Below are 15,938 nucleotides of genomic sequence, written 5' to 3' on the forward strand. Positions count from 1 at the left end.
TGAAACGGTCTTCCTGGAATTGCGCTAGAAACCAAGCACGACCGCACCTCCAGTGAGCCCGGCGCCCGCCGCCGTCAACAGCAGTTTCTCGCCGCGAGCGAACGGCTTTACCTCGTGCGCCAGCGACAGCGAGAGCGGGATCGTGGCGGCGGAAGAGTTGCCATAGTCCGCAATGGTGCGCACCGTTCTTGCCGGTTCGATGGCAAGGCGATCGCAGACGACGTCGAAGATCCGGGCATTGGCCTGGTGCGGCACGAAGCGGCTGATCTCCTCTGGACTGCAGCCGGCGGCATCCAGGGCGCGCTTGGCACAGGACGCCATCATCTCCACCGCCCGGGCGAACATCTCCCGCCCGTCACGCATCGTCATCAGGAAATCCTCGGGCGGCATACCCGGCGAGAACGGTTGGCTGCTGCCGCCGGCGGCGATGGAGATCAGGTCGTAACGGCTGCCGTCGGCGGCAAGATCAACACCAAGCAAGCCGGTCTGCGGATCATCGGAAGGCGTAACGACGACGGCACCGGCCGCGTCGGCAAAGAGAACGGCGCTTGCCCTTTCCGCCGGATTGATGCGCCGGCTCAAAATGTTGGCCGCCACCACCAGCACAGGCTTTCCCTGCGAACGGACGAAGCCGTCGGCGAGTGTCAAAGCGTAGAGGAAGCCCGAGCATGCCCCGGCCAGATCGATCGCGCCCGAACGGCCCAGCCCGAGCCGATGGGCAAGAAGCGGCGCCGAAGGTGGCAGGAGATGATCGGGCGTCGAGGTCGCGAGCAGGGTCAGGGCCACGTCGCCCTTGGGCAAACCAGCGTCACTGAGCGCCGCGGCCCCGGCTGCCGCTGCCAGACCCGTCAGCGTATCGCCGTCCTCGACCCAACGCCGCTCGCGAATGCCAGTACGGCGCTCGATCCAACCGGGATCGAGACCGAGCTGTGTTTCGATCTCGGCGTTTTCAACACGCCGCGCCGGCACCGCATGGCCGAAACCGACAAGACGGGATGAGCGCGCGACCCTCACAGCCGCCCAGCCGCGAGAAGTGAAGCCGCCTCGTCGATCGCTCCATAGGCCCGGTCGAGCTCCTCGGAAGTGACGCAATAGGGCGGCATCAGATAGATGACGTTGCCCAGCGGGCGGATCAGCAGACGGCGCTCGCGGAAGAACGCCTTGAGCCGCGGGCCGGCCTCGGAGAGATAACCGGCGGCTGGAACCTTGAGATCAAGGGCGGCAATCGTACCAAGCTGGCGGGTACCGCTGAAGCGGGGATCTTCGGCAAAGCGCGCGACATGCCGACGCTGCTGCTCCGTCAACGCGTCGATGCGTTCCCGCACAGGCTCCTCTTTCCAGACGGCGAGATTGGCGACGGCTGCAGCGCAGGCGATAGGATTGGCCGTATAGGAACTCGAATGGAAGAAGGTCTTGCGTCGATCCGTCGAGAGATGTGCCTCGAAGATCTCGGCCGTTGAGAGCGTCGCCGCCAGCGGCAACGCGCCACCGGTCAGCCCCTTCGAGGTGCAAAGGATGTCGGGCGTGATGCCAGCCTGCTCGCAAGCGAACAGGCTGCCCGTCCTTCCCCATCCCGTCATCACCTCGTCGGCGATCAACAGGCTGCCGTGCCGTTCGGCGATCCCTTTCAACTCGGAAAGGACCGAAGCCGGGTAGGTCCTCATGCCGCCCGCACCGAGAAGCAGCGGTTCGATCAACAGGGCCGCGACCTCGCCGGAGGCGCAGGCCGCCTCGAAGGCATCCAGCGTCGTCTGCTCTTTGCCCGGCTCCGGAAACGGCAGCCGATCGACGGCGAAGAGCAGCGGTGCGTAAGGCGCATTGAAGACGCCCCTTTCTCCCGCCGACATCGTGCCGATCGTGTCGCCGTGATAGCCGTTTTCGAGAACGCAGATACGGTTCCGTGGTCGGCCGAGATTGTGGAAGAAACCAAGTGCCATCTTCAGTGCGACTTCGACCGCGGTCGAGCCGCTGTCGGAATAGAACACATGGGCGAGCCCAGATGGCGCAATCTCGATCAGCCTGCTCGCCAGTTCTTCTGCCGGCGCATGGGTATACTCAGCAAAGATGAGCTGATCGTAGGTTTGCGAGGCCGCGCGGATTGCTTCCATGATGGCGGGATGCCGGTGGCCGTGGGTGATGACCCACCAGGACGAGATCGCATCGAGGATCGCCGCCCCGTCTTCATCGATGAGATAGGCGCCCTCGGTCCGGACGACGCGTCGCATCGCCGGCTCCAGTGCATGCTGGGTGAAGGGGTGCCAGACCGGAGATCGTCTCATGCCGTCACCTCATGGAAGCAGTCGATGTCGAAGTTTTCGCGAAAGGCCTGTCGCAGGCGATCCGGGGTCAACGGATCGAGCCGCGGCAGCCGGCCGAGCCGCCGAACCTTTCCCAGTTCCGCAATGATCGCCTCGCTGTCCGCCTGTTCGTCGCCGATGAAGGCGACGCCCAGGAGCGGGATTGCACGGCGACGCAGTGCCTCGAGCGACAACAAGGTGTGATTGATCGTGCCGAGCCCGGTGCGGGCACAGAGGATCACCGGGATCTGCCAGCGCGCAAACACGTCGGCGAAGACCACCCGCTCGGTGAGCGGCACGAGGAGCCCACCGGCCCCTTCGATCACCAGCGGTCGGTTCACTGCCGGCGGCGAGAGGCTGTCAGGCACGATCGTCACGCCATCGATCCGTGCCGACAGGTGTGGCGAGGCCGGAGTCATGAGCCGATAGACCTCGGGCAGAATCCGTTCGGGTGGAACCCTGCCGAGCCGTGCTACGGCCTCGCTGTCGGTCTCCCCGTCGAGCCCCGACTGTACTGGCTTCCAGTAGCTGCCGGAAAGCGCATCGGTCAGCGCCGCAGAGAATATCGTCTTGCCGATGCCGGTGTCCGTGCCGGTGACGACGAAACGGGGCATCATGGCCGCTCCTGCGCCATTGCGGCCGTCAAGCGCTCCAGCATATTCGCGATCGTCGGACGGTCGACGTTCAGCGTAATCGCGATCCGGAGCCGCGCGGTCCCCTCTGGGACGGTCGGCGGACGGATGGCCCTGATGTCGAAGCCTTCTTTGCGCATGCGCGCGGCAATCCGTACGGCGCAACCGTTGTCGCCGACCGGGACCGGAAGGATCTGCGAGCCACTACCCTCGATGCCGAGGGTGTCAGTGAATGCTCGATTGGCGAAGGTCCGGAGATCATCGAACTCCGCCCGGCGCCGAGGCTCATCCACGAGCGTCACCAGAGCCTCGCGGACGGCGGCGGCAGTGAGCGGCGAAGGCGCCGTCGAATAGATGAAGTTGCGGGCGCGATTGACGAGGTAGTCGCACAGCACCGCATTTGCATTGATCAGCGCACCGGAGACGCCAAGCGCCTTGCCGCAGGTGTGGAGCACGACGAGATTTTGTCGGCCTTCCAATTCCGCGGCCAAACCGCGGCCGTCCGGTCCAAAAACACCGGTCGCATGCGCTTCGTCGACGACCAGAAATCCATCATACCGCGCGGCAAGTGCCGCAAGATCCGCAAGCGGCGCCCGGTCGCCATCCATCGAATAGAGGCTTTCGACGGCGATCCAGGGATGCCCCATGCCGCCGCGCTGGCGCCAGATACCGATCGCATCGGCGAAGGCATCGACGTCGTTGTGCTTGACCGCGACCGCACCGGCCCTGCTTGCGGCGATACCCTCATGGGCACTCGCGTGGATCAAGGCGTCGTGGACGATGATGTCGTCGCGCTGTGGGAGCGTCGAAAACAAGGCGGCATTGGCCGCATAGCCGCTGGCGAAGAAGAGCGCCCTCTCCGCGCCAAAGAAGGCGGCTGCCTCTGCCTCCAGCGCCGCGTGTTCCGCATGGTTGCCGCGCAGGAGCCGCGAGCCGCCAGACCCGACCGGCACGCCGCGCTCGATCGCAGCGGTGATCGCGGCCTTCAACCGCGGCGACCCGGCAAGCGCCAGATAGTCGTTGGAGGTGAAGTCGATGCCACCCCCGGCGACAAGTTCACGCCGGCGCCCCTTGCGTTCGAGGCCGTGTAGCGTCTTCGCGTGGCAGGTGACGAGGCTCGCGGTCATTCGGCAGCGCCCTCTTTTGCGGCAAGCGCCATCGGCTCCAACCCGAGGCGGCGGAAGAGGCCCGCATCATGGTCCTCGCCCGGGTTGTCGGCGGTCAGCAGCGTCTCGCCGACGAAGATCGAATTGGCGCCGGCGAAGAAACAGAGCGCCTGCATCTCGTCGCTCATGTCGGTGCGGCCGGCCGAGAGGCGCACATGGGACTTAGGCATCATTATGCGCGCGAGCGCGATGGTGCGGACGAAATCGATCGGGTCGACCGGCGCTGCATCGCCAAGTTTCGAGCCGGGGATGGGGATCAGCATGTTGATCGGCACGCTTTCAGGCGGCACCGGCAGGTTGGCGAGCGTCACCAGCATCGAGACCCGGTCGTCAACGGTTTCGCCCATGCCGAGGATGCCGCCGGCACAAACCTTGATGCCGGCGTCGCGGACATTGGCGAGCGTCTCCAGGCGATCGGCGAAGGTGCGGGTGGTGATGATCTCGCTGTAGAACCGCTCCGACGTATCGACATTGTGGTTGTAGTAGTCGAGCCCGGCGTCCGCGAGACGCTCGGACTGGGCGGGTGTCAGCATTCCGAGCGTCATGCAGGTCTCCATGCCGAGTGCCCTGACGCCGCTGATCATGGCGACAATCGCCTCCATGTCGCGCTCCTTCGGACTGCGCCAGGCGGCGCCCATGCAATAGCGCGTCGCGCCACCGTCTTTTGCCTTCCGCGCTTCAGCGAGAACGCGCTCGACCTCCATCAATTTCGACGCCTTGAGCCCGGTCGGGTAATGTGCCGACTGGCTGCAATAACCGCAATCTTCGGCACAGCCCCCGGTCTTGATCGAGAGCAGTCGGCTCATCTGGACGGCGTTGGGATCGAAATGGGAGCGATGGATGGAATGGGCGCGAAACAGCAGGTCGTTGAACGGCAGTTGATAGATTTCTTGCGCTTCGGCGAGATCCCACCGGTTTTCGGTGGTTTCGACGGTGTTCGAAGTCGGCTCGATCGATATGTTTGCATCCAGCACTGCTGCTCACTCCCTCTGGCTTCGCGAAGCAATATAGATAGATTCTGATATTATCTATAATTTCTTCTCATTCTTGAGCAAGCAACCACCCCTCGGAAAAACCGACGGAAATATTCAACCAGTGGGCGCAGAATGCAACTCGATTAGGGCCAGCAGAAATAGCGGAGGATGCCGGAACGCACTGCAAATGCTTAACGATGGCGGCACCCGACGAAATGCAGCGATCAGCGAGTGATATCCGATTTGAATGATCGCTTTTGCGGCTTGCAGCGTTTCCGAACCGGGCGATTGCTCGCCCGGCAAGCCGCAAGTGACAACTCGCTGCGCACGCGTCATCTCTCGGCGGCAATTTTATAGATTATTTTTTCAGCCGGGATTCTACCCATCGTGTAGAAGACGGCAGGCCTTGACAAGGACCGACACTGCCGGTCAGTTTAACGCATTCACCAGGGGTGTCCCGGCAAGGGGCTGAGATTCTGCTAGGCGGTTTGCGCAGCGCAGTGACCCGTTGAACCTGATCCAGTTCATACTGGCGTAGGGACGGTGCAGACATCGCTGCCGCAATCGTCGCGTTCGCGCGTACAGACTTCGGCAAGGCGTCCTTCCCTCCCTTCCGGTCGAACTGGGTCTCCAATAATGGAGCCTCGGCAATGCGTATCTTCACCGCGACTTTTCCCATCACACGTCCCGCTGGCCGCGGCTGGGCGCATTGACCATGCGCGCCCTCATCAAAGGCGCCGGCGTCGTCGGACTGGCCTTCGCCCATGAATTGACCGCCCGAGGCGTCGAAGTGACGGTTGCGGAGCGGCAGCCAGACTTCGGCGGGGCCGCATCCTGGTTTGCCGGCGGTATGCTTGCGCCCTGGTGCGAGCGCGAGAGCGCCGAGGAACCGGTGCTGACACGCGGCATAGCCGCCATCGATTGGTGGGATCGGGCGCTTCCCGGAGAGGTATCGCGCAACGGCACCCTCGTCGTCGCCCCGCCACGCGACGCCGGCGAACTCAAACGCTTCGCTTCACGCACCTCCGGCTTCGAGTGGCTCGATGCCGAGGCGGTCACAGCGCTGGAGCCGGCGCTTGCCGGGCGCTTCCGGGAGGCGTTGTTTTTTCCGGGCGAGGCGCATCTCGACCCGCGCCGAGCGCTTTCCTTGCTAAGGCAAAAGCTTGTCGAAAGCGGTGTCGCCCTCATCGGCGAGACGGATAGCGATGGCGGCTACGATCTGATCGCCGATTGCCGTGGCGCCGCAAGAATCAGCAGCACCGCCGGACTGCGTGGGGTACGTGGCGAGATGCTCTACCTGCAAAGCGATGAAGTGGAATTGTCGCGGCCAGTCCGTCTCATCCACCCGCGCATCCCACTCTACATCGTGCCGCGCGGCAACGGCCTCTTCATGTGCGGGGCGACCATGATCGAATCCGATGATGGCGGTCCGATCACTGTCCGCTCCCTGATGGAGTTGCTGAATGCCGCCTATGCGCTGCACCCTGCCTTCGGCGAGGCGCGCCTTCTCGAAACCGGCACCGGCGTCCGACCGGCCTTTGCAGACAACCTGCCGCGCATCAATCGCGCCGGAAACACCATCGCGCTAAACGGGCTTTACCGTCATGGCTTCCTGCTTTCGCCGGCCTTGGCCGAGGAAGCGGCGGACCTTGCGCTTGCCTGGAACCTGAAGGGAGACGCCGCATGAAATTGATTGTCAACGGCGAGGAGCATGACCTCGCAGTCACGACCCTTGCCGAGCTTCTGGCGACACTCGACTTCGAAGGGGATTGGCTTGCTACCGCCGTCAATGGCGAGCTGGTGCACCGGGCCGACCGTTCGGCCCATTCCCTCAACGATCGCGACCGGATCGAAATTCTCTCGCCGATGAAAGGAGGCTGAGGCATGCTGACGCTTTACGGACAGGAACTGCGTTCCCGCCTGCTTCTGGGCACCGCCCGCTACCCCTCGCCTGCCTCCCTCGAAGACGCGGTTCGTTCGTCGGCAACGGAGGTCGTCACGGTCTCGCTTCGTCGCGAAACCGCCGGCGGAAAACAAGGCGGCGGCTTCTTCGAACTGATCCGCGCGCTCGGCGTGCGCGTGCTGCCGAACACCGCCGGTTGCCACTCGGTGTCGGAGGCGGTGCTGACCGCGAAGATGGCGCGCGAGGTCTTCGACACGAACTGGATCAAGCTCGAAGTCATCGGCCATCAGGATACGCTGCAGCCCGATGTCTTCGGGTTGGTCGAGGCGGCACGCATCCTCTCAGCCGAAGGTTTCGAGGTCTTCCCCTATACGACCGACGACCTGGTGGTCGGCGAGCACCTCGTCGAAGCCGGATGCAGGGTGCTGATGCCCTGGTGCGCGCCGATCGGCAGCGCCAAGGGGCCACAGAACATCTCCGCCTTGAGAGCCATGCGTGCCCATTTTCCGGATATGCCGCTGATCGTCGATGCCGGCATTGGCCGCCCGTCGCACGCAACGGCGGTGATGGAGCTTGGCTTCGATGCGGTGCTGCTCAATACCGCCGTCGCCGGAGCGGCGAAGCCGGCCCTCATGGCGTCGGCCTTCGCCCGGGCGATCGATGCCGGACGCGATGCCCTCGAGGCAGGCATGCTCGAACCGCGCGATTTTGCCGTACCCTCCACGCCCGTCATCGGAAAGGCGGTGTTCGCGTGAAGCTCGATCCCTTCTACCTCATCGTCGACAGCGCGGCATGGATCGAGCGGCTGGTACCGCTCGGCGTCAAGCTGGTGCAGCTTCGCGTCAAGGATCGTCCGGATGCAGAGCTTCGCGACGAGATCCGCGCGGCCAAGGCGATCTGTGACCGCCATGGTTGCCAGCTCGTCGTCAACGACTACTGGCGCCTCGCAATCGAAGAGGGCTGCGATTTCATCCATCTCGGCCAGGAAGATCTCGCCGACGCTGATCTCGCCGCGATCCGCGCCGCTGGCCTGAAACTCGGCCTCAGCACCCATGACGAGGCCGAACTGGAGACGGCCCTTGCCGCCAGGCCCGACTACGTCGCGCTCGGGCCGATCTATCCGACGATCCTCAAGCAGATGAAATGGGATCCGCAAGGGCTGCCGCGCCTCTCCGCCTGGCGGGAGCGCGTCACGCCGCTGCCACTCATTGCGATCGGCGGGCTCAATACCGACCGGATTGCCGGCGTCTTCGAGCATGGCGCCGACAGTGCCGCGGTCGTCACCGACATCACGCTGAATGCCGATCCCGAAGGGCGGACGCGCGAATGGATTGCACGTACGGCGCGGTGGCGTTGAGCCTCCCTGACATCGCAGGTGCTACGACCTCATCTCAGGCGATCGCCAGATCTGCGAGCCAGGTGCTATCGAGGCCGCGCTTGCGGCAATAGGCCATAAGCCGGTCGCGCGTTTTGCCTGGCCGATCGAGACCGAGAAAGCGGGAAGCGTTCCTCCAGAGGATGTTCTGCTGATGCTCGTCGCTGACGCTGGCGAGCGTCAGCTGCTCGGCGATCCGCGAAACATAGGCATTGTAATCCTTCTCGAGCGCCATCATCGACCAGTCGGTCCCGAACATCAGATGGCGGGCGTCGGGATCGTAGGCGGCCAGCCATTTGTCCAGCAACTGACGGATCTCTGCGTGAAGAGTTTTGTCGTCGCTGCTGACCAGCTCACTGAGATAGCTTAAATCCGCAAAGAGGTTCGGGCGGCGTTCGTGGTCGATCGTTCTGCCGATGATCTCCTCCCAGCTCGGCGGCCCGGAAAACTTGTCCTGGGGACAAGAGACCATGACGCCCGTCGGTGCCCCGGGGCGCAGGATTTCGTCAAAGGCACCGAAATGCGCCAGGTTGATCCGCAGCTTGTCGTATTGGTTCGTATCGAGCAGTTTCTTCCAATAGGCGGGGCTTGCCAGATTGCCGTAGCCACAGCCGGCGCCGATGCTGTTTTCCGCATGCGCCATGATCGGCACGTCGTTGTCGCGGCACCAGACATAAAGGCGCTTCAGCGCCGCATCGATCGCCGGGTTTGCATTGCCCCATGCCTTGAAGCCCATCGGTGGATAGATCTTCACGCCGATGAAGCCTTTTTCCATGATCGCATACTGGACATTTGCCAGGGATGAGCCTGGCCTTTGCGTTTCCCGGTGCGGATCGAAGCCAACGAAGCTATGCATTCGGATGCCGTGCTTCCTGGTGACGATCTGCTGGACCTCGTCCATGACGTCGATCTGGTCGCGCTGCGGCGATGATGTCCCGTGAAGCGACTTGTCGAAGTCCAGAATGCTCGGCGTGATCAGCGAAAGCCGGCATTTGGACGCGAAGATCTTGACATAGGCTTCCGCCAGATTTTCCCGGTAGTCCTGCATCAGCCGGACGAAGGAAAGATAGGTTCCGATCTGGTCGTGCGCCTTTGCGTTGTTGGCTAGGGTATCGACCTCCTCGTCACTCATGCCGCCGCCGGAACGGCGCTGGTCCAAACGCCTCTGGAATGTTTGCGGCACATTGGACGTACCGCCAAGCTGGCGCAACAGACCGTCATAATCAGGGGATTCACCAAAGCTGCGCCTCGAGAACGTCGAGCGTTGCTCGTTGGCACGCGCGACCAGATCTCTTATCGCGACGCGCAATTGCTCATCCTTGCGCCGGGCGAGTTCGGTGTCTGAAAGACGCCGCTCCCTTTTTCTCAGAACGGCAAGTTCATGCCTGGCTTTGGGCGCGACGTCGCCAAGGGCGGTAACGAGAAAGACCACCAAGGCATTTTCCAGCCCCTTCGCCTCCTGCGCGTTTGAAGAGAGCCGCTTCTCCGGTATCTTCTCCCGCAGCGCCACATAGCGAACCAGACCGTCCACCGGCACATCGGCCGCATTGAAGAAATGGCAATGGACGTCGATGATCGGGTGACTGAGACTGCAGGCGCCGGGCGAAGGCAGATGCCGGCATCCGGAAAGCACATTTGCAAGCACGCCCGCCGAAACCAGCCGCAAGAAATCGCGGCGCGTCACGGCGGCAACCGGACCAGCCCAGTCGACCCCCATCGTCCCCTCCTGTTGCGAGACCCCCTCGAACAATCGGGCAAACATTACTCCGTCCTGCCACCTCGCGAAATAGGTATTTACTTGCCGTTACTGGAAAGTCGAAGATCAGCGCGGGTCGCCTTTCAGTCAGACAGGAGGCGTGTTACTCTAAAATCTTGGGGAGAATTTTGCGTGGTTGGTGGCGCCGGCAAATATGAGTTCCAACGTTACCTGTCCGGAGCCCTGGTCCAATGGTCCTCCCCGGCAGCAACGGAATCGGCTGCCCCGGCACGCGAAGACTTCCTCGGCTCGCTGCTTTTCGCCGACATTTCCGGCTTTACGCGCCTGACTGCCAAATGGTCCGAAAGTGACCGCGCCGCCGGCGCCGAACGCGTCAGCCTGCTTCTGAACACCTTCATGGGCGAGCTCATCAGCCATATCGAGGAGCATGGCGGCACGGTCTTGAGTTTCGCCGGCGACAGCCTGATTGCCGGCTGGCGGGCCTCCTCCGCCGAAGAGCTTGAACAGACGGCCTGGCGCAGCTGTTATTGCGCCGAACGGATCCGCGAGAAAATCGGCGGGCCGGGCAATCTCGAAGATGGCCTTCAGCTGCGCATCGCCGTCGGCGCCGGCGTCATCACCCTGCTGCATCTGCTGCCACGCGCAGACCAGCGTTGGCTGATCGTCGGAGGCGACTGCCTAGCCCAGGCCGATCATGGCGGCGAATTGAGCGACGCCGGCGAGATTCTCGTTTCCGATGCCGTGTGGCAGCTGATCGGCAAGCGGGCCAAGGGCGGGCTGAACCGCGAAGGAACAGCGCGCCTCGATAGCATCGAGCCCTGCTCGACCACGAAGGAAGCGCCCCGTACCCAGCCGGGCGCCGCATCCGAGCGGCTCGAGGCCTATCTCCCCCTGTCGCTGCGCAGCCGCCTGCTCTCACCGCTTTCGGAATGGCTCGCGGACCTCAGGACCGTGACCGCGCTTTTCGTGCATATCGTCGGCCGCGACCTCGATACGGATCTCGACCGATTGAACAAGCTCGTGGCGCGCTCGATCGCAGTCGTCGGCCGCACCGGCGGAGAGATCCTGCACACGGCGCTCCATTCAGGCGGGCTTGAGGTCTTCGCCGTCTTCGGCCTGCCCGGCAAGAAGCACGCCGACAATGCGCGCCGAGCGATCATCGCTGCCCTGCGCCTGTCGAACGAACTCGATGAACCGGATCTCGGCCTGTCGGCGGGCATCTCGACCGGCGAGAGCTTCTGCGGCGCACTCGGCACGATCCATCGCGCCGACTACACCGTGGTCGGCACTGCCGTGAACATGGCCTCCCGGCTGGCGAGCGTCGCCGCAGGCCGCATTCTCGTCGACCAGGCAACGGCGAAGGAAACCGCCGGCCAGATTGCTTTTTCCGGTCCCTGGACACTTGCCGTGCCCGGCATGCGCGGTGGCGTGGTCGCGTTTGCGCCGATTGCCGAGACCGTCGCGACGATCGACACCAAATCCCCCGTTCTTTTCAACCGGGCCGCCGAACTCGCGGCACTCAACGCCTATGTGGAGCGCGCGGGCCGAGGACAGGCCGGGGTGATGATCGTCAAGGGCGATTCCGGCGTCGGCAAATCGGCGCTGCTTCGCGCCTTCGTCGAAACCTGCCGTGACCATGGAAGCCAGGTTCTGGTCGGCCATGCCGACGATATCGAGAGTGACGTGCCTTACTTCGCCTGGCGTGGGGTGATCCGCGACCTGCTTGGCATCGGCGACCTTCGCGGCGCCAATGCCTCGGATCAGGTGATGCAGTTCTTCGCCCACCGACCCGAACTCGCTCATCTGGCGCCGCTGCTGAACGATGCCATCAACCTCACTTTGACCGACACGGCCGAGACCCGGGCGATGTCGGGCGACGGGCGGTCCCACCGCCTGCGTGAATTGCTGCGCGATCTCATGACCGACAGCCTCTCCTGGGGGCGTGGTCTCGTCGTGCTCGAAGACGTCCATTGGCTGGACGAAGCATCCGGCCAGTTGCTCGGACGCCTGGTTTCCGGACCGGCACCGATCCCGGTCGTCGTTTCAACCCGTACGGCCAGGACACAGCAAGACCTGACGCGATGGACCGGACAACACCACAATGGTGCGCAGACACTCGATCTCCTGCCGCTCGATCTCGAGGGCACGATTTCACTCGTACGCGCGTCGATCGGCAGCAGTTCCCCGGCAGACGGCTTTTGCGAAGCGGTGTATGCGCAGTCGGCCGGAAACCCGCTGCTCATACACGAAATCTGCCGCATGATCGGCGAACGGCGATTGCCGAAGGCCGCAGAGGCCCAGGCGTCCCTGTCACTCCCCGAAACCCATTCGAACGAAGCAACCTTGCTCAATACGGCCAAGGTCACGGTGATCGCCCGAACCGACCAGCTTCCGGCCGAGCTCCAGGCTCTCCTAAAGATCGCAAGCGCCATGGGCGCGACCTTTTCCGCCGCGGAACTCCAGGCGCTTGCGCCGATCAGGAAGTCCGCCCTGGACATCGAGGCAAGCATCGAACGGCTGCAAGCGGCCCATCTGATCAAACCCATGGATGACCGCCCGGGACGTTTCACATTCAGCCACGCCGTCATCCGTCAGGCCATCTACGACAGCATGCTTTCGGAACAGCGACGTGAGGCACATCGCGCGATCGCGCAAGCGATGGAGGAAAGCAGACAGCCCGACAATGCGGAAAGCCTGCCGCGCATCTTGAGCCATTGGGAGCGCGCCGGCGAGGCCACACTTGCGTTCAACTATCTGGACCGCGTCGCCGAACTGCGCTTGCGCCAGTTCGACAATGCCGCCGTCGTCGACCTGGTCGAGCGCTTTTTCAAGACTGGGCGCGATCTCTCGATCTCGATCACGCCGGCACGGCGGGCGGCCGCCTGTTTCCTGCTTGGCGAAGCCAATCTCAATCTCGGCCGCGCCGAAGCTGCGCGGCATGCCTATGAGGAGGGTCTGCGGCTGTCCGGCCTGCCGCTTCCGCGCACTTCGGTCGGCCTCGCACTGCATCTGGTTCTCGATCTTGCAGAACAGGTGTGGCGCCGCGTGACCCATGGGGACAAGGACTGGATCCTGGAACGGGAGATCTCGCGATCACCATCTGATCCTTTCCATCTCGCAGCAAAGGCGCATGAGGACCTGACGCGGATCTACTACTTCACCAGCGAGAAGCTGCGGCTGATCCATGCGACGCTTCGTGCGACGAACCTTGCCGAAAGAAACAAATATGTCTCGCCAACGACCGCGACCAATTATGCAAGCCTCGGCGCCATATGCGGCGTCATCCCGCTGCACAAGCAGGCCGAGCACTACAGCCGCTTGGCCGCCGCCCTTTCGGAGCGCGTCGACCAGTTGGGAACGCGCGTGCGTGTCGACCTCCTGTCGGGCATGTACCAGATTGGCATCGGCCATTGGCGCGAAGGCAAGCGGGCGTTCGAGGCTGGCCTCAACAATGCCGCGACCATCGGTGATTTGAGGCGGTGGTGCGAAGTGGCCGTTGGCCTCGAGACGATTTCCGGTCCCTGGCTGCTGACCTCGGCTTTCGAAGGCATTGCCCCATGGGAGATCCTGGTTCAGCGGATCTGCGAAGAGGGCCGCAGGCGCGGCGACATCCAGGTGCTTGGCTGCGGCCTGCTTGGCCGTCTCAGGGGGCACGCGGCCCTTGGCCGATGGTCTGCCATCGACGCCGATCTCGATGAGCTCAAGCAGATCATCACCACAAGGGCCGACGGACTGGAACTCGTACATTGCATCGAGGGCGCGTCTCTTCTGGCCGAAGCCGCCCGACGGCAGGGCGACACGGGCGCAGCAAGGACCTGGTTCGAGCGCGCGTTCTCCTGGTGCCAGACGCTCAATCCGGCAATGAAGACGCGAACTCTGCCGGCACTTGCCCGCCTGTTCGACGTGGCGAGCGATCCGGACGGTGGCGACCCGGCTGCGGCGCAGCTTGTCCTCAGAAAGCTCGAGCGCTTCGCGCGCGTCTATCCTATCGGTCGCCCGGCGGCAGCGCTCGGCGAGGCGACCCTGTACCTTCATCGCGGCCGGCAGCGCCGCGCCGAGCGCGTGGCGCGATACGCCTTCGCGGAGGCGATCCGGCTGGAGATGCCGGCCGTAGCGCTCGCTTCGTTGCACCACCCGGCTGGACCGAAGGATGCGGCGGCCTGGCAGGCATTGGAGACAATGTTTGTCGTCCGGCAAAACACCTGGAGCGAGGTCCTCCAACTCGATCATGCCGAGTTCCAGACCCATCTTCCGATCGTTGCGTTCGAGGGAGGCCAAGCGTGACCCAGTTTCGAGTGCCCCGCGTCCTGATCGTGCTTGCCCATTTCGACGAGACCAGAAATCCGCAAGGTCGCCCCGATTTCATCCCGCAGGGGACCGGCCACCTGTTTCTGGCCGGCGCCTTTGCCCGCAATCGCGTGCACCTTCGCGCCTACAGCGAATTTCACGACGGGCCGCTCGTCGACGAAACGGCTTTTGCGGAACTGGACATGCTGGTGCTGACGGGAGTCACCGCCGCCTTCGACCGGATGCGCCACCTGACCGCCTATGCCCGCACGAAATCGCCAGGCTGCGTCATCGTCGCCGGTGGACCGGTCGTCCGCAATCTGCCGGTTTCGAGCGCCGAAACCTTCGACTACGCCTGCGAAGGCGACGTCGAGGAGATGCAGGCCGTGATTAAGGAGGTCTTCGGGGAATGGGCGGTCTCCGAAACGATCCTGCCACGCTTCGACCTCGCCAATTGGGGCGGTCCGGTCAGTTACGTCGAGACGAGTCGCTACTGCAATTTCAAGTGCAGTTTCTGCGCGCTCACCGCGGAAGGCCGCCGCTACCACGGCTACGATCTCGGCTACATCGAAGCACAACTTCGCAATGCCCCGCCCAAGAAATACGTGCTGTTCATCGACAACAATTTCTACGGCAACAGCAAGGACGCCTTCCATGCTAAGCTCGGGCTGATCCGGTCGCTTTGGCGCGAGGGTCTGTTTCAGGGTTGGTTCGCGCTCGTCACCGGAGATTTCTTCCGAGACCCCGACAATCTCGAAGCGGTGCGCGCGGCCGGCTGTCTCGGGCTCTTCAGTGGCGTCGAGACGCTGAACGAAGCGCAGTTGAAGCGCTATCAGAAGAAGCAGAACCTGGTGGTGCCGCAACTGGAAGCCATTCAGACCTGTCTCAAAGCCGGCGTCGCCTTCCAATACGGACTGATGTTCGATCCGGCAGCGCAGACGATGCAGGCGATGCAGGACGAACTGGCCTTCATCACCGGCGAGAGCAGAATGCCATTGCCGGCCTTCCTGAGCCTGACGATCCCGCTGCTGGGCACGCCGCTCTTTGACGAATGCGCTGCAGAGGGTCGCTTCCTCCCCTCTGCCAAGCTGCGCGACATGGATGGGTTCACATTGATGACGCGCCCCCTCGACAACCTTGACGATGTCGCCCTGTTTGCCCGCAAGCTGTCGCGCCTTGACGGCAATCGCGCCCAAATCCTGCGCCATTGCCTCGGCTTCTACCGCAATTACCGCCGCTCGCTTTCGGGCCGGCAGATGATCCACCTGCTTGCCAACAGCCTGCGCCTGGCGCTTCCCTCGGTCATGCATCGCCATGGTCTCCCGATACGCTCGGGGAGCGACGACAATCTCACCTATGTCACGACGACGCAGCCGCTGGGACCACTCTACACGCCGGCCTTCCGGCTCGGCGAAGGCTTCCGCTCGCATTTTGCTCCGACGATGGTCACCGACGCCTCGGGCGCGCTTGACGAGACCATTGCCCGCAATCTCGAATTCCGCGCCGGTCAGCGGCGGCGGGCCGGCACCGGCATGGAACACGCCCCTGGCTGAAAACACTCCAGCGACTGCGTCAATGTGCCCTCAT

The 15,938-nt window shown here is 63.6% G+C and carries 12 protein-coding genes and 1 riboswitch; of the genes, 6 read left to right on the forward strand and 6 right to left on the reverse strand.

The window, feature by feature from the left end; all coding sequences use genetic code 11:
• Nucleotides 1-24: 24 nt before the first annotated feature.
• The 5 genes from AC0C6X_RS20775 to bioB are packed head-to-tail and all read right to left on the reverse strand — an operon-like array spanning nt 25 to nt 5,048.
• Nucleotides 25-1,014, reverse strand: coding sequence for a beta-ketoacyl-ACP synthase III (locus AC0C6X_RS20775; RefSeq protein WP_173519571.1), 990 nt, complete (start codon nt 1,012-1,014; stop codon nt 25-27).
• Nucleotides 1,011-2,279 carry an adenosylmethionine--8-amino-7-oxononanoate transaminase gene (locus AC0C6X_RS20780; RefSeq protein ID WP_472954858.1) on the reverse strand — a complete coding sequence of 423 codons (1,269 nt, stop codon included), beginning with the start codon at nt 2,277-2,279 and terminating at the stop codon, nt 1,011-1,013. Before AC0C6X_RS20780 ends, AC0C6X_RS20775 begins: the two co-directional genes overlap by 4 nt.
• Nucleotides 2,276-2,914, reverse strand: coding sequence for a dethiobiotin synthase (gene bioD, locus AC0C6X_RS20785; RefSeq protein ID WP_173519569.1), 639 nt, complete (start codon nt 2,912-2,914; stop codon nt 2,276-2,278). The genes AC0C6X_RS20780 and bioD overlap by 4 nt, the downstream gene beginning before the upstream one ends.
• Entirely contained in the window at nt 2,911-4,056 is a 1,146-nt protein-coding gene (locus tag AC0C6X_RS20790; RefSeq protein ID WP_173519568.1) for an 8-amino-7-oxononanoate synthase, read from the reverse strand. Before AC0C6X_RS20790 ends, bioD begins: the two co-directional genes overlap by 4 nt.
• A complete protein-coding gene (bioB, locus tag AC0C6X_RS20795) occupies nt 4,053-5,048 on the reverse strand; it encodes a biotin synthase BioB (RefSeq protein ID WP_376741721.1) in 996 nt (331 codons plus the stop codon). The genes AC0C6X_RS20790 and bioB overlap by 4 nt, the downstream gene beginning before the upstream one ends.
• A 459-nt stretch (nt 5,049-5,507) precedes the next feature.
• Nucleotides 5,508-5,628: riboswitch (TPP riboswitch) on the forward strand.
• 156 nt (nt 5,629-5,784) lie between these two features.
• Here bioB and thiO point away from each other — a divergent pair.
• Genes thiO through AC0C6X_RS20815 form a run of 4 tightly spaced genes read left to right on the forward strand, consistent with a single transcriptional unit; the run spans nt 5,785 to nt 8,329 of the window.
• Complete coding sequence (gene thiO, locus AC0C6X_RS20800) at nt 5,785-6,756, forward strand: glycine oxidase ThiO (protein WP_472954859.1); 972 nt, start codon at nt 5,785-5,787, stop codon at nt 6,754-6,756.
• On the forward strand, nt 6,753-6,950 hold the full coding sequence (thiS, locus tag AC0C6X_RS20805) for a sulfur carrier protein ThiS (protein ID WP_173519566.1): 198 nt from the start codon (nt 6,753-6,755) through the stop codon (nt 6,948-6,950). Before thiO ends, thiS begins: the two co-directional genes overlap by 4 nt.
• Before the next feature lie 3 nt (nt 6,951-6,953).
• Nucleotides 6,954-7,727, forward strand: a complete 774-nt coding sequence (locus AC0C6X_RS20810; RefSeq protein WP_173519565.1) for a thiazole synthase — start codon at nt 6,954-6,956, stop codon at nt 7,725-7,727.
• Entirely contained in the window at nt 7,724-8,329 is a 606-nt protein-coding gene (locus AC0C6X_RS20815) for a thiamine phosphate synthase (RefSeq protein ID WP_173519564.1), read from the forward strand. Before AC0C6X_RS20810 ends, AC0C6X_RS20815 begins: the two co-directional genes overlap by 4 nt.
• A gap of 34 nt (nt 8,330-8,363) precedes the next feature.
• On the opposite strand, the gene AC0C6X_RS20820 is transcribed toward AC0C6X_RS20815, so the two are convergent.
• A complete protein-coding gene (locus tag AC0C6X_RS20820; protein ID WP_472954861.1) occupies nt 8,364-10,109 on the reverse strand; it encodes an amidohydrolase family protein in 1,746 nt (581 codons plus the stop codon).
• A 126-nt stretch (nt 10,110-10,235) separates the two neighbouring features.
• Here AC0C6X_RS20820 and AC0C6X_RS20825 point away from each other — a divergent pair, with 126 nt between their 5' ends.
• Together AC0C6X_RS20825 and AC0C6X_RS20830 are read left to right on the forward strand one after the other, a co-directional pair.
• The gene (locus AC0C6X_RS20825) at nt 10,236-14,348 is read left to right on the forward strand and encodes an AAA family ATPase (protein ID WP_472954863.1); all 4,113 of its coding nucleotides are present in this window, start codon (nt 10,236-10,238) and stop codon (nt 14,346-14,348) included.
• Nucleotides 14,345-15,904, forward strand: a complete 1,560-nt coding sequence (locus AC0C6X_RS20830) for a B12-binding domain-containing radical SAM protein (RefSeq protein WP_173519561.1) — start codon at nt 14,345-14,347, stop codon at nt 15,902-15,904. The genes AC0C6X_RS20825 and AC0C6X_RS20830 overlap by 4 nt, the downstream gene beginning before the upstream one ends.
• The last annotated feature ends 34 nt before the right edge of the window (nt 15,905-15,938 follow it).

The sequence above is a fragment of the Ensifer sp. VA4 genome (assembly GCF_055710065.1).

Coding starts and splice junctions, on each gene's coding strand:
- AC0C6X_RS20780 (WP_472954858.1), bottom strand. CDS start 2,279: ATGAGACGATCTCCGGTCTGGCACCCCTTCACCCAGCATGCACTGGAG.
- bioD (WP_173519569.1), bottom strand. CDS start 2,914: ATGATGCCCCGTTTCGTCGTCACCGGCACGGACACCGGCATCGGCAAG.
- AC0C6X_RS20790 (WP_173519568.1), bottom strand. CDS start 4,056: ATGACCGCGAGCCTCGTCACCTGCCACGCGAAGACGCTACACGGCCTC.
- thiO (WP_472954859.1), top strand. CDS start 5,785: ATGCGCGCCCTCATCAAAGGCGCCGGCGTCGTCGGACTGGCCTTCGCC.
- thiS (WP_173519566.1), top strand. CDS start 6,753: ATGAAATTGATTGTCAACGGCGAGGAGCATGACCTCGCAGTCACGACC.
- AC0C6X_RS20810 (WP_173519565.1), top strand. CDS start 6,954: ATGCTGACGCTTTACGGACAGGAACTGCGTTCCCGCCTGCTTCTGGGC.
- AC0C6X_RS20820 (WP_472954861.1), bottom strand. CDS start 10,109: ATGTTTGCCCGATTGTTCGAGGGGGTCTCGCAACAGGAGGGGACGATG.